This is a genomic window from Corallococcus exercitus, assembly GCF_003611585.1.
In the GTDB taxonomy this organism is placed as follows: Bacteria; Myxococcota; Myxococcia; order Myxococcales; family Myxococcaceae; genus Corallococcus; species Corallococcus exercitus.
In genome coordinates this window covers 1-12,971 of record NZ_RAVW01000270.1, presented here as the reverse complement: position 1 = coordinate 12,971, position 12,971 = coordinate 1, and the positions used below count along the sequence as shown (strand labels likewise).

At 71.2% G+C, this 12,971-nt stretch carries 11 protein-coding genes and 1 pseudogene; 10 read left to right on the top strand and 2 right to left on the bottom strand.

Annotated elements, in window-relative coordinates; all coding sequences use genetic code 11:
* Window positions 1–24: 24 nt before the first annotated feature.
* Window positions 25–1,203: a threonine/serine exporter family protein gene (locus D7W79_RS27865; RefSeq protein WP_244222000.1), complete on the top strand. Its 1,179-nt coding sequence runs from the start codon at window positions 25–27 to the stop codon at window positions 1,201–1,203.
* Between the two features lie 10 nt (window positions 1,204–1,213).
* Here D7W79_RS27865 and D7W79_RS27860 read toward each other — a convergent pair whose 3' ends face one another.
* Window positions 1,214–1,630 carry a DoxX family protein gene (locus D7W79_RS27860; RefSeq protein WP_120528429.1) on the bottom strand — a complete coding sequence of 139 codons (417 nt, stop codon included), beginning with the start codon at window positions 1,628–1,630 and terminating at the stop codon, window positions 1,214–1,216.
* Between the two features lie 137 nt (window positions 1,631–1,767).
* Between D7W79_RS27860 and D7W79_RS27855 the strand changes: the two genes are divergently transcribed.
* Entirely contained in the window at window positions 1,768–2,946 is a 1,179-nt protein-coding gene (locus D7W79_RS27855; protein WP_120528428.1) for an AI-2E family transporter, read from the top strand.
* Between the two features lie 12 nt (window positions 2,947–2,958).
* Here D7W79_RS27855 and D7W79_RS27850 read toward each other — a convergent pair whose 3' ends face one another.
* Entirely contained in the window at window positions 2,959–5,142 is a 2,184-nt protein-coding gene (locus tag D7W79_RS27850) for a dipeptidyl-peptidase 3 family protein (RefSeq protein WP_120528427.1), read from the bottom strand.
* A gap of 300 nt (window positions 5,143–5,442) precedes the next feature.
* Here D7W79_RS27850 and D7W79_RS27845 point away from each other — a divergent pair, with 300 nt between their 5' ends.
* The 8 genes and pseudogenes from D7W79_RS27845 to D7W79_RS27815 form a co-directional block, all read left to right on the top strand.
* Entirely contained in the window at window positions 5,443–5,799 is a 357-nt protein-coding gene (locus D7W79_RS27845; RefSeq protein WP_147442085.1) for a hypothetical protein, read from the top strand.
* Between the two features lie 94 nt (window positions 5,800–5,893).
* Window positions 5,894–6,496, top strand: a complete 603-nt coding sequence (locus D7W79_RS27840) for a NapC/NirT family cytochrome c (protein ID WP_158617064.1) — start codon at window positions 5,894–5,896, stop codon at window positions 6,494–6,496.
* Complete coding sequence (locus D7W79_RS27835; protein WP_120528424.1) at window positions 6,493–6,690, top strand: hypothetical protein; 198 nt, start codon at window positions 6,493–6,495, stop codon at window positions 6,688–6,690. The genes D7W79_RS27840 and D7W79_RS27835 overlap by 4 nt, the downstream gene beginning before the upstream one ends.
* On the top strand, window positions 6,687–7,028 hold the full coding sequence (locus D7W79_RS27830) for a c(7)-type cytochrome triheme domain-containing protein (protein ID WP_120528423.1): 342 nt from the start codon (window positions 6,687–6,689) through the stop codon (window positions 7,026–7,028). The genes D7W79_RS27835 and D7W79_RS27830 overlap by 4 nt, the downstream gene beginning before the upstream one ends.
* Window positions 7,015–9,423, top strand: coding sequence for a hypothetical protein (locus tag D7W79_RS45865; RefSeq protein WP_120528422.1), 2,409 nt, complete (start codon window positions 7,015–7,017; stop codon window positions 9,421–9,423). The genes D7W79_RS27830 and D7W79_RS45865 overlap by 14 nt, the downstream gene beginning before the upstream one ends.
* A complete protein-coding gene (locus D7W79_RS43835) occupies window positions 9,413–9,847 on the top strand; it encodes a hypothetical protein (protein ID WP_158617063.1) in 435 nt (144 codons plus the stop codon). Before D7W79_RS45865 ends, D7W79_RS43835 begins: the two co-directional genes overlap by 11 nt.
* 26 nt (window positions 9,848–9,873) lie before the next feature.
* The gene (locus tag D7W79_RS27820; RefSeq protein ID WP_158617062.1) at window positions 9,874–12,204 is read left to right on the top strand and encodes an Ig-like domain-containing protein; all 2,331 of its coding nucleotides are present in this window, start codon (window positions 9,874–9,876) and stop codon (window positions 12,202–12,204) included.
* Between the two features lie 78 nt (window positions 12,205–12,282).
* Window positions 12,283–12,971, top strand: a pseudogene (locus D7W79_RS27815) (hypothetical protein); the annotation flags it as partial.

Below are 12,971 nucleotides of genomic sequence, written 5' to 3'. Positions count from 1 at the left end.
AGATGTGTATAAGAGCCAGCCTTCGTGCTGCGCCTGGGCCAGGCCCTGCACCGCCACGGCACTCCTGCCCACCGCCTGGAGGGGCTGATGCAGCGGGTGAGCGAGCGGCTGGGCCTGGAGGCCCGCTTCTTCTCCACGCCCACCTCCATCTTCGCCTCCTTCGGCCCGCCCGAGGACCTGCGCACCAGCCTCATCCGCGTGGAGCCCGGCGACTTCGATTTGGAGCGCCTCATCCTCCTGGACATCCTCGCGGACGACGTCATCCAGGGGCGCCTCACGCCTACGGAGGGCGCCTCACGCGTGGAGGCCATCCTCGCCCGGCCGCCGCGCTACGGCCCGGCCCTCCAGCTGCTCTGCTGGATGCTGGCGGGGGCCTCCGCGGCGCTGCTGTTCGGCGGCGGTTGGAAGGAGATGGGCGTCGCGGCCGTCAGCAGCCTGGCCATCGGCGGGCTGGACCTGCTGACGCGCAAGCAGCCCACCACCGCGCGGGTGCTGGAGCCCGTGGCGGCCGTGCTGTCCGCCGCGTTCGCGGGCATCGCGGCCCACTTCTTCGGTCCCCTGCACGGTGAAGTCGCCACGCTCGCGGGCCTCATCGTCCTGTTGCCCGGCCTCACGCTCACCATCGCCGTCAACGAGGTGGCCACGCGCAACCTCATCTCCGGCACGTCGCGCCTCACCCACGCCGCGCTGGTGTTCCTCCAGTTGGGCTTCGGCGCGGCCCTGGGCAGCCGCGTGGCCACGGTGCTGCCTCCCGTGCCCACGCCGCCCCTGCCCACCGTGATGCCTCCGGGGACGGCCGTCGTCGCGCTCGTGGTGGCGGGCTTCGCCATCGCGGTGCTCTTCCGCGCCCGGCCGCGCGACTGGGGATGGATTGCCCTGGCCGGCGCCGCCGCGTTCATGGGCGCGCGGTTGGGAGCGCTGCTCCTGGGGCCCCAGCTGGGCGCCTTCGCGGGCGCGCTGCTCCTGGGCATGGGAAGCAACGCGCTGGCGCGGCTGCGCAACCGGCCCGCCGTCACCACCGTGGTGCCGGGCCTGATGCTGCTCGTGCCGGGCAGCGTGGGCTTCCGCAGCCTGGCCTCCCTGCTGGAGCGCGACGTGGTGGCCGGCGTGGACACGGCCTTCTCCATGCTGATGGTCGCGGTGGCGCTGGCGGCGGGCCTGCTGTCCGCCAACGCCATCATGCCCTCGCGCAAGGTGCTCTAAAGGGCCGGCCTCACGTCAGGCGCAGCAGGTACACGCCCGCGAGCGTCACCACGAAGTACGGCACCAGCACCGCCGCGCCCGCGTACTCCTTCGCCATGCGCTGGCCGAAGAAGAGGGCCAGGAGCGACAGCGCGGAGAGCACCGCGCCCAGGTACGCGAGGAACGGGTTGCCGTTCACCAGCAGCGCCACCGCGCCCGCCGCGCTCAGCGCCCCGGAGGCCAGCTCCATCAACGTGATGACCGCCAGCATCGGCGTCACCACACCCTTGAGGGGCGACTTGGAGAAGTGGCCCGTCAGCCATCCCAGGTTCCCCTTCCAGTCCACGACCTTGTCCAGGCCGGACTGCAGGAAGAGGATGGCCAGGAAGACGGCGCACAGGAGCTGCGGAACCCAGAGGGTGAAGCGGGCGGAGTCGAAAGGCGGCATGCGCGCACTCTACCGCCCCCTTCGCCGCCCCCAAGTCCGGTGAGCAGGCAACCAGGCGGGCCCGGGGGAATGTTCCTGCGTCATCACAGCCGGGCAGGCTCCCGCCGACAGGTCCGGCTCCCTAAATTTGCAAGGCCATGGCCTCCGATCAGGTAGCGCGACGCGTCTTCGTGGGTCTCATCCTCCTGTCCATCCTCCTCTTGTGCCTGGTCATCCGGCCCTTCGCGGAGGCGTTCTTCCTGGCAGCGGTGCTGGCGGGCACGTTCTACGGCCTGCACAAACGGCTCCGGAAGCGGCTGCGAGGTCACGGCAACGTGTCCGCGGGCCTCATCGTCACGGGCATCCTGCTGGCGCTGCTCTTGCCCCTGGGCGGCCTCACCGCGTTCGTCGTCGCGGAGGTGTCCGAGGGCGCGCACTTCGTGTCCCAGACCGTGCAGAAGGACGGGATGACGGGCCTGGTGGAAAAGCTTCCCAGCGGCGTCCGGGGCCCCGTGAGCAAGCTTATCGAACGGCTCCCCCTGGAGCAGGAGCAGATCGACCAGAAGCTCCAGGAGCAGGTGACGACCCAGGGCGGCACGGCCGCCAAGGCCGTCACGGGGGCGGTGGCCGCCACGGGCACGCTCATCCTCCAGACGACGATGATGCTCATCGCCCTCTTCTTCTTCCTCACCGACGGCGCGCGGTTGGTGCAGTGGATTGAGAGCGTGTCGCCGCTCCGGCGCGGACAGACGCGGGAGCTGCTGCACGAGTTCAAGAACACGTCCGTGTCGGTGCTCGTCTCCACGGTGGCCACCGCGGGCGTCCAGGCCGTGGCCGCGCTCGTCGGCTTCCTCATCGTGGGAGTGCCCGCCCCGCTGTTCTTCGCGGGCCTCACCTTCTTTCTCGCCCTCATCCCCGCCGTGGGCGCCGCGGTGGTGGTGCTGTTCACCGCGGGCCTGATGTTCCTCAGCGGCCACCCGTGGGCAGCCCTCTTCCTGACCATCTGGGGCCTCGTCGTGGTGGGGCTCGTGGACAACGTCGTCAAGCCGCTGCTCGCCAAGAAGGGCATGAACCAGCACGGCGCCATCATCTTCTTCGCGCTGCTCGGCGGCCTGGCGGCGTTCGGCACGGTGGGCCTGCTGCTGGGGCCCCTCATCGTCGCCTTCTTCCTCTCCGTGGTGCGCATCTACGAGCGCGACTACGGCCGGCCCAACCCCCGGCTGGGCGACCCGGCCACCCCGGGCGGGCCGGTGCAGCCGGGAGACACGCGCGTCGTCCTCACCACGGAGTCCGGGACGCCCATCACGGAGGCAGACACGCCGCCGTCCAACCACTGACGGGCTGCCTCGTCAGGGCGTGACCTTCGCCGGCGCCGCTCCCTTCTTGGGGGTCGGCGCCGGAGCCGTTTCAGGCCCCAGCTCCCGGAACGCCTCGCGCACGGCGTCCGGAGAACCCGTCAGCTTCGCGGCGACGCGCCGGGCCTCCGCGGGGGACAGCCGGCCCAGCAGGCTGCGCTCCAGGTGCTGATCCACGAAGGCCTGGGTGGTGTCCTCCTTCAGGTCCACCAGCTCCCCCTTCGCGTCCAGCACCGGCACCACGCGCGGCGAATTGAGCAGCAGCACCGTGGGCACGTCCACGGCCTTCACCCGGCGGGCGACCTCGTCGCGCAGCTTCGGGTCGAAGTGGATGCCCTTCTCCTGCACCAGCGCGCGGATGCCCTCGTAGTCGCCGGTGGCCTTGATGACCATCAGCTTGGAGAGCAGCTCGCCCACCGCCTCGCGCATCTTCGCGTAGTCCGGCACCACCAGGTACGTGCGGCCGTTCTCCATCACCTGCTTCACCGCGCCCTTCTCCTCCAGGAACGTCACCGTCATGTGGTGGCCGCGCTGGTGGTCCTCCTCGAACGCGTTGCCCTCTTCCACCCGGCGCAGGTTGGTGAGCCCCTCCACCAGGAAGTCGCGGTACATCTGCCGCGCGATGGCGTCATGGTCCGGCGACAGCTCCGCGAGCGCCGGGTCGAACGCGTGCCACAGCGCGACCAGGTCCGCGCGCGCCTCCTCCAGCGTGTTGTCGTATTCCTTGAGGAACACGGACGGGGACTGGCCCTTCAGCTTCGCGTCCACCTGGCCGGAGGCGTGGCCCAGCACCTCATGGAAGGCCACCAGCCACTTGCGCGCGGTGACGGAGTACTTCTGGGCCTGCTCGCGGTCCTCCGCCGTGCGGGAGAACTCCAGCGCCAGGGGCAGCCGCGTCACCGCGGAGGCCGCGTCCATGACGTTGGTGATCATCACGCTCTTGCTGCCGTACTTCTCCCGGATGTGCTGCTCGTTGGGCAGGTTGATGCCCGCGGGCGGCTCCGGGTTGGACGTGATGAGGTTGATGGCCTTGGCGACGGGCAGCGCGACCTTCTTGCGGCGGTACTTCTCCGGCCACGGCAGCCGGTCCTCGAAGTACTGGGCCTTCTGGCCCATGAGCACCATGATCTGGTTCTCCTGCGTGTCGCGGTAGTTGACCAGCGCCTCCCACTGGCCCTTGTGGCCGCGCGGGTCGACGTACGTCTCGATGAAGCCCAGGTTCGCGTCCACCTTCGGATCCACCTTGAGCCACGCGATGTTGTACGCGTCCCAGTCCTGGGGGCTGCCCGTCTGGAAGTAGCGCACCAGCTTGCCCAGCGCGGCCTTCTGCGCGGGCTCCGCGGACTTCATCGCCTCCTGGAGGTGCGCGATGACGCGCGAGAGCTCCTTCGCGTACAGGCCCGGCTTCACCTTGCCGTCCGGCGTGCCCGCGCGGAACACCTGCTCCACCAGCTTGCCGTCCTGCTTCACCACGCGCGAGTTGAGCGGGTACTTCTCCTTGAAGCCCACCAGGTCCTTCTCCGTCACGCCGGGGCCATAGGCGGTGTTGGAGGACGCGGTGAGGAGGTCCTGTCCCGGCGGCGGGGCCTTGGAGGTGAGCTGCGGCTCGAAGCTCGCGTCGAAGAGGGTGGGCTTCAGGTCCTGGAGCCAGGCCTGGAGCGCGGCCTCGTCCTTCACCGACCAGGGCGCGCCGGCCTTGAGCGCGCGCGAGGCGCCCGCGGCCAGCTGCTCCGCGGTGAAGCCCGGGACGAACTTCTGGCCGGTGGTGCTGTCGTGGTTGCCGCCGTGCCCGTAGAAGCGCAGCAGGTACTCCGCCAGCTTCGCGTCGAAGCCGGACGCGGCGCTCTGTGCGTCCCGGCCGAAGAGCCACACGCCTTCCAGCAGCTGCTTCGCCGGCACCAGCTTCCAGCCCAGCTGATCCAACGCGATGTCCTCGCCCGCGTGCGCCGCGAGCGTGAGGGACCACGCCACGCGCTTCTCCGGCAGGGACAGCTCCGCGATGCCCGGCGCGAACATCTGGGCGACGGCGGTGTTGCCGGAGCGGGCGCGGAGGAACTTCCCCCCGGGCACGGTGAGGGTGGGCTGCGCGGCCTGCGCGGGCCCGGCGTCGGGCGCCAGGGACTTCGGCGGGGTAGCGGGCGCGGCGGCGAGGACGGCGGCCAGCAGCAGGGGCTTCATGGAGGGCTCCAGGGAGACGTGACGGGACGTGGCTACCGCGCGCGCGGGGTGGACTCAAGCCGCGCGCCGCCGCCCCCGTCGCGGCCGGACAGAGCACGCCCCCGGGACGGACCGGGCCGCCCGGCAGGAAATGCGCGGGGCCAGGCCCGCTCGCGCAACAATTGCGCCCGGGCGCCGGACGCGGTCGTGCCTGGCCCGCAAGGAAGGCAGGGCGGGAGAGAGGCCCGGCGGCGGCATGAAGCTTGAAGTGTCGGGAGTCCGTCAGGCAGTCCCCCGTCCCGCATGCTGGAGCCATCGCCCATGTTCCCCTCGTCCTCCCGGCCCTCGCCTCGCGGTGTCCTGCTCGCCGCGCTCCTCGCCACGGGCTGCGCGGGCTCCACGCGGGAGACCCGAGCGGAGCGCTCCGCGCCCCTGCCGCCTCCGTCCACCTCGGTGGCGCTCACCGTGGGCTACGAGGAGGCCGTGAGGCTGGGGGCCGCGTACGCGCGGAACCAGGGCCCGGCGCTGGAGCTGGTGATGGCGAAGCAGGGCGCGGCGTCATGGTGGCTGCGCTTCGCGTCGCCGGAGGGCCGCTCCCAGCTGGACCTGCGCGTGGACGGACAGACAGCGGCGGTGGAGCCCATCCCCCTGCCCCCGCTCAGCGCTCGCGCGGAGTGAGCCCGGCCGAAGACACCGTCGTTGCACTCATTGACGCCCTGGATGAAAAGGGACGGGGAACCCACGTCCCATGGAGGCTGCACTGACGACTCTCATGATGGTGCTCCTCGGGGCGGTGGCGGTGATGGTGGCGATGATTGCCTACGCCGCGGGCCATCTCACCGCGAACGGGCTGGGACGCCTGGTGCTGCTCGGAGGGCTGGCCCTGCTGCCGCTGGCCGTCAGCGGGGCCGGGGTCGCGGTGGGCGTGCACGAGTCGAGCGAGACGCAGTTCTGCATGGGCTGTCACGAGATGGAGCGCTACGGGCAGAGCCTGTTCGTGGACAACCCCAACGCCCTGGCAGCGGTCCACTACCAGAAGCGCCTCATCAGCCGTGACTCCACCTGCTTCTCCTGCCACACGGACTACGCGCTCTTCGGGGACGCGAAGGCCAAGCTCAACGGCCTGAAGCACGTCTGGGTCCATTACTTCGGGACCATTCCCCCGGAGCCCCGGCTCTATCAGCCGTATCCCAATTACAACTGCCTCCACTGCCACAATGATGCGCGCGGGTTCCTGGAGGTCGGGCCGCACCGGGAGCTCCAGGCGGAGCTGCAGAGCGGGGCACGCTCGTGCCTGACCTGCCACGACGTCGCGCATGACCTGGAGGGCGTGAAGGCCCAGAACTTCTGGCTGCCGGAGCGACAGCGTCCATGAGTCACGAGAAGCGCATCCGGGTGGCGGCCCTCTTCGTCCTGGCGGGGCTGCTCGTCCAGCTGTTCGCACGCTTCGCCTGGTCCCCGCTGGCCTTCGTGGTGTCCACCGCGGTGGGCGTGCCCCTGGTCCTGCTGGGCATCCTGCTCTACGCCATCACGGTCTGGCGGATCCTGAAGGAGCAGAAGGCCCTATGACGTCCTGCACGTCCGCGCTCCTTCGTGGAGGACCGTGGCGGGTGGGGCTCGTCGCCCTCCTCCTGCTCACGACGCCCATCTTCGCCGTGAACTCGCCGCAGGACGTCCGGCTGCCTCCGCTCAAGGAGCGCGCCGCGCCGGCTCCGGCGCTGTTCTCCCACTGGGGACACAGCTCCCTTCACTGCTACAGCTGTCACCCCGGCACGTTCCCGCAGGCCCGGCTGGGCTTCACCCACCAGGACATGCGGGAGGGGCGCTACTGCGGACGCTGCCATGACGGTCGTGCCGCGAAGGCCCAGGGCTCCATGAACTGCGAGGCGTGCCATGCGCGTCACTGACCTGGGCACCTGGACGCTGCTCGCCTGCGCGCTGGTGCTGTCCGCGCCCGGCCCCACGCGGGCGCAGTCGCCGGAGGAGCAGCGGCGACGGCTCCAGGAGCGGCTGGGAATCAAGCCGCCCCCCGCGCAGCAGGTGCCCGACGCGGGCGTCGTCGCCCCGGGAACGCCGTCCCCCACGGAAGCCACCCGGACTCCCGACGCGCCACCGGCCCGCGCTCCCGCTGTCGCGTCCCGGCCGCGCGTGCCGGGCTTCGCGGAGGACGTCCGGCCCATCCTGGAGAAGGCGTGCGGGAACTGCCACGGCCCGGAGGGAATGGCGTCCCGCTCCCGCTGGGTGCTCCGGGGCGAGCCGGCGGACTACGAGGCCACCCTGCGCTTCGTGCAGCCCGCCACCGCCGCCCAGAGCCCGCTGCTCAAGAAGGGCACCGGCACCACCCTTCACGGAGGCAAGAAGGTCCTCGCCGTGGAGTCGGCGGAGTACGCCACGCTCCTGCGGTGGATTGAAGGCGGCGCCCCGCCCGGCAAGGCCCGCGGCGCGCCGGCCACGGCCGAGGCCGTCCCTGGCGCTCCCCGGCCTCCCCACGCCAGCGCCACCGCGCCCTCCGTTTCCAGTCCGGCCCCGGCCGCGCCTGGCGTGCCCGCTGCGCCCGTCCCTTCCGCGCCGGCCTCCGCGTCCGCGAGCGCAAGTCCGCAGCCCGCGCCGTCCGCCGCGTCCACGAGCGCAGGTCCGCAGCCCGCGCCGTCCTCCGCGTCCACGAGCTCTGGTCCGCAATCCGCGCCGTCCTCGGCGTCCACGAGCGCCGGTCCGCAGCCCGTGCCGTCCGCAGTGGCCGCGAGCGCCGGTCCGCAACCCGCGCCGCCCGCTAGCGGTGCCTCGGCCGCGCCGCGCTTCGCCCCGGGTGTCCACGAAGCGCTGCTGGCGGACTGCTCCAGCTGTCATGCCTCCGACGGGATGGCCGCCGCCAGCCGTTACGTGACCCATCCGGATCCGGAGCAGCACCTGCGGTCGGTGACGTCGCTGGTGGTGCCTGGTGCCGCCGCGAACAGCCTCCTCTACCAGCGTGCGCGGGGCGAGGCGCATCCTGGAGGAGAGGTGTGGCCACCGGGGAGCGCGCAGCTGGCGCTCCTGGCCCGGTGGATTGATGCGGGTGCGGCCAGCACGCCACCACCCGCCGCGGGAAACACTTCCGTGGCCACGGCCCCTGCCGTGTCGCCGTCCGCCCCCGCCGCGCCCGGATCCGCCGTGGCGCCGTCAAACCCTCACGCCCCCGCCGCGCCCGGATCCGCCGTGGCGCCGTCAAACCCTCATGCCCCCGCCACGCCCGGATCCGCCGTGGCGCCGTCAAACCCTCACGGCCCGGGCGGCCCGCACGCCGGAGTGCCGCTGGGGACCTTCCCGGGGCTCGGCTCGCTGAGCCTCAACGGCCGCTTCGACCTCAACTACGAGCGCGTCAACTACAACGACCATCCCTTCAAGTCGGAGGGTGAGAGCGCGCTGCGCAGCTACCACCACTTCCTCTTCCTCACGCGGCAGTCCGCGGAAGACCCGGTGACCCTCACCCTGGAGGTCCTCTCGCTGCAGTTCTGGGAGGTGGGCTTCCACCTCAGCGGGCCGTCCTGGCCGGTGAAGGTGTTCGCCCGGGGAGGCAAGGTGCTGGTGCCCTTCGGAGGGGATCCGCTCTTCCACCACAGCTACGGCGGGCTCGCCGGCTTCGACCAGCGGGTGCTCCCCGTCGTGTTCGCGCGGGAAGGCCTCACGGTGAACGTGGAGCGCCGCCTGGGGCCGCTCGCCCTCTCTGGCGACGCCTACGTCATCTCCGGCTACCGGCTGAAGCGCGCGGACGCGGTGCTCAACCTCCAGTCGGACCTGGCTCCGCTGGAGGACACCCACCTGGGCGTCGGGGCGAGGCTGGGCGCCTCGTGGGGGCCCATCAACCTCTGGTACTCGCCGTACTACAACTCCCTGGGGTTCGGGCGCCGCCTGTTCCTCCAGGCGCTGGACGTGGCGGTGTGGCGTCCGCGCGGCCTCCCCGTGCTGGAGCACTTCTCCCTGGGCGCCGGGCTGCTGCGCGCGGATGTCTCCGGAGGCGAGGCGGAGGGCTACGGCGGGCCGGGCGCGGATTACTACCACTTCGCCAGCTACCTGCAGCTGCGCTACCACCCCACCGACTGGCTCTACGTCCAGTACCGGCAGGGACTGCGCACCTTCGGAAACCGGCGGGGGCTCATCCTGGATGAGAACGCGCTCACGCGGGAGGACGGCTCCAGCCACAACGTGGGCGTGGTGGCGCGCTGGAGGGGCCTGAGCGCCGGCCTCTTCCAGTTCTGGAACCTGGAGAAGACAGACGAGACGCCGGACGACTTCACCCGGCTGGTGGTGGCGTATGAGTTCTGATTCCCGAATCCCGCCCCTGGCAGCCGTCCTCACGGCGGCGGTCGCGCTGCTCGTGGGCTGCGCGGACTTCGAGCGGGGCCCGGTCGCCGCCGACGCCGGGGCCCTGCCCGTCGACGGTGGTGGCGGCGGAGATGGCGGCGGCGCCGTCTCCTTCGAGACCGACGTCCATCCGCTCCTCACCACCGGATGTCAGGGCTGCCATCGCAGCGGAGGGGCCGCGGGCTCCACGTCCTTCCTGCTGACGGGCGACGTCGAGGCGGACTACGCGGCGGCGGTCTCGCTGACAGACACCTCCAATCCCTCCGCCAGCCGGCTGCTGCGCAAGGCCTCCGGCGCGGGCCACGGCGGCGGGGCCGTCTACGGGGCGGACACCCCGGAGTACCAGACCCTCCTGTCCTGGATCTCCGGAGGCGCTCAACCATGACCACTCTCATTGCCGGGAAGGCTCCGATGAAACGCTCCCCCCTGCTCCTGGCCGGACCGCTGCTGCTGGCGCTGTCGCTGAGTGCCTGCGCGAAGCTGGAGACCCCCCACCCGGAGATCGTCACCGACGGTCCGCACTCGGTGCTCGTGGGACAGAGGATCCAGCTCAGCGCCACGACGCGCGAGGCCACCGACGACGGCTATCAATGGACGAGTGAGGACCCGGCCATCGCGACCGTGGACGACACCGGACAGGTGACCGGCGTGGGCGCGGGGGAGACCGCGATCAAGGTCACCGGCACGCGCTCCAAGCTGGAGGCGCGCCACGTGGTGGTGGTGATGGGCGTCCTCACGAGCGACGGCGGCGTGGATCCCAACCAGGTGCCGTACTTCCTCGCGTGGTCGGGCTCGCCGCATGCGGACACCACCGCCGAGGCCTTCTCGCACTGGAACAAGGACGGCCTCGTTCCCACCAGCTGCGCGCGGTGCCACAGCTCGGAAGGCTACATCGACTTCCTGGGCGGCGACGGGTCCAACCCCGGCAAGGTGGATGCCCCCGCGCCCACGCAGTCGGTGGTCCGCTGCGAGACGTGCCACGACAGCGCCGCCGCCAGCCTGACCTCCGTCACCTTCCCCTCGGGCAAGAAGGTCAGTGGCCTGGGCCCGGAGGCCCGGTGCGTGGTGTGCCACCAGGGGCGCGCCTCGGGAAAGGACATCGACGCGCAGGTCGCGGACGCGGGCGTGGTGGGCGAGGACACGACTTCGCCCGCCCTGGGCTTCACCAACATCCACTACTACCCCGCGGGCGCGACGCTCTTCGCCAGCCAGGCCGCCGGCGGCTACCAGTACGCGGATCAGACCTACGATTCGCGCTTCCGCCACGTGCCCAGCTTCGACAAGTGCAACGAGTGCCATGAGCCCCACAGCACGCGCGTCCGCTGGGAGGCCTGCGCCACCTGCCACCCTGGCGTGACCGACGTCACGAAGGCCTGGGACATCCGGCAGATCGCCTCGCGCAACCAGGACTACGACGGGGACAAGAACCGCACCGAGGGCATCTATTACGAGATCCAGGGCCTGAGGGACCGGCTGCTGGCCGCCATCCAGCGGTACGGCTCGGAGCGGGCCCAGCCCCTGTGCTACGGCAACGCCCACCCCTACTGGTTCAAGGACACCGACGGGGACGGGACCTGCGCGCCCGCGGAGTCCGTCGCCACCAACGCGTACGCCAGCTGGACCCCGCGCCTGCAGAAGGCGGCCTACAACTACCAGCTGTCCCGGGTGGACCCGGGCGCGTTCGCGCACAACGCGAAGTACATCATCCAGCTGTTGCATGACTCGACGCAGTCCATGAACAAGGGGTTGAGCGTCCCCTTCGACATGTCCCTGCTGGTGCGCAACGACCCGGGCCACTTCAACGGCGCCAGCAAGGCGGCGCGCAACTGGGACTCCAGCGAGACCGTCCAGGCCAGCTGCTCGCGCTGCCACAGCGGCGCGCAGGGCTACCGCTTCTTCGTCCAGTACGGGGTCGGGCAACAGGTGCCGGAGACGGCCAACGGCCTGGAGTGCTCCACCTGCCATGAGAACTTCGAACCGGACTACGACGTCTTCATCCCCGCCCAGACGTGGCTGCCGGACGGCAAGACGGTGAACCTGCCGGGCCAGGACAACCTCTGCGCCAACTGCCACATCGGCCGGGCGTCCAAGGCCACCATCGACACGGCGCTGGCGGCGGGGGGCACGCCGCGCTTCCAGAACGTGCACTACCTGCCGGCCGCGGGGACGCGCGAAGGAACGCTGGTCCGCATTGGCTACGAGTACCCCAACAAGACCTACGCCGGCCGGCTCACGCACATGGGCGGAGTGCAGTGCACCAGCTGCCACGTCCCCGGCAAGAGCAACCACACCTTCCGCATCCAGGACGTGTGGGGCGAGCGCTGCAAGACGTGTCACGCGGACCAGACCGAGGCGGCGCAACTCCGGCTGGTCCACCTGTCGGACTACGACGGCGACGGGAACACGACGGAGTCGCTGGCGGCGGAGGTGGAGGGAATGGCCGCCCGCCTGCTGACCGCCATGCGCGGCGTGACAGGCAATGGCCTCTGCTACAACGGCGACGTCAATCCGTACTTCTTCAAGGACACGGACAAGGACGGCACCTGCAGCGCCACCGAGTCCGTCTCCACCAACACGTTCGCGCCGTTCACGCCGGCGCTCGTGAAGGCAGCCCACAACTACCAGCTGAGCAAGAAGGACCCGGGTGCCTGGGCCCACAACTTCAACTACGTCGGGCAGCTCCTCTACGACAGCGTGGAGGACCTCACCGGGGCGGCCCCCTTGAACATGCTCCGGCCTTGAGGGTGAAATCCGCGCGATGAGCTCCGTCGCTCGCCGGGACAGCCCTGGTGAGCGACGGATGCCGAGGAACGCGGACCGATGAAGCCCTTCTTGACCTTCCAGCCCTCCCACGCGGCACGCCGTGGCCGTTGGGCGTTGCTCGTCCCCCTGCTCGCCCTGCTCGGCGGCCCGGTCGCCTGTGGCGATGACCCGGACGACCCGCGTCCCGACGGCGGCTCCCAGACCGTGGACGCCGGTTCGGACGCGGGGACGCATGACGCGGGCCCGGACGCCGATGCGGGCGCGGATGCCGACGCGGGCACCGGCCTCGACGCGGGGACGGACGCCGACGCGGGCACGGTGACGGACGCGGGCACGGATGCCGATGCGGGCACCGACGGCGGCACGGTGGCGTGCACCCCGAGCGGCTGGGTCGACACGCCGCCGGACCTGAGCGTCATCCAGAACACGTCGCTGGACATCCTGGTCCGGCTGCGTGCCGTCCCGGGCCTCACCGTGCAGGAGAACCCCAACGGCGCGAACGTGCCCGCGGGCTACCGCTTCTTCATCCTCAAGTACAACCAGCCGTCGGACCACGCCCATCCGGAGTGCCAGCGCTTCGAGCAGCGCGTGACGCTGCTGCACAAGGCGGACGCCAGCCCGATGGTGCTCTCCACCAGCGGCTACAACGTCTCCACGGGCACCGGCCGCTCGGAACCCACGCAGCTGCTGGCCGCGAACCAGCTGGCCGTGGAGCACCGCTTCTTCCCGCCCAGCATCTGTCTCTT

What these genes read in the sequence shown, in the direction of transcription:
- D7W79_RS27830 (WP_120528423.1), top strand. Translation starts at nt 6,687, where the DNA reads ATGACGTCCTGCACGTCCGCGCTCCTTCGTGGAGGACCGTGGCGGGTG.
- D7W79_RS27835 (WP_120528424.1), top strand. Translation starts at nt 6,493, where the DNA reads ATGAGTCACGAGAAGCGCATCCGGGTGGCGGCCCTCTTCGTCCTGGCG.
- D7W79_RS45865 (WP_120528422.1), top strand. Translation starts at nt 7,015, where the DNA reads ATGCGCGTCACTGACCTGGGCACCTGGACGCTGCTCGCCTGCGCGCTG.
- D7W79_RS27850 (WP_120528427.1), bottom strand. Translation starts at nt 5,142, where the DNA reads ATGAAGCCCCTGCTGCTGGCCGCCGTCCTCGCCGCCGCGCCCGCTACC.
- D7W79_RS43835 (WP_158617063.1), top strand. Translation starts at nt 9,413, where the DNA reads ATGAGTTCTGATTCCCGAATCCCGCCCCTGGCAGCCGTCCTCACGGCG.
- D7W79_RS27860 (WP_120528429.1), bottom strand. Translation starts at nt 1,630, where the DNA reads ATGCCGCCTTTCGACTCCGCCCGCTTCACCCTCTGGGTTCCGCAGCTC.
- D7W79_RS27855 (WP_120528428.1), top strand. Translation starts at nt 1,768, where the DNA reads ATGGCCTCCGATCAGGTAGCGCGACGCGTCTTCGTGGGTCTCATCCTC.
- D7W79_RS27845 (WP_147442085.1), top strand. Translation starts at nt 5,443, where the DNA reads ATGTTCCCCTCGTCCTCCCGGCCCTCGCCTCGCGGTGTCCTGCTCGCC.
- D7W79_RS27840 (WP_158617064.1), top strand. Translation starts at nt 5,894, where the DNA reads ATGATGGTGCTCCTCGGGGCGGTGGCGGTGATGGTGGCGATGATTGCC.
- D7W79_RS27820 (WP_158617062.1), top strand. Translation starts at nt 9,874, where the DNA reads ATGAAACGCTCCCCCCTGCTCCTGGCCGGACCGCTGCTGCTGGCGCTG.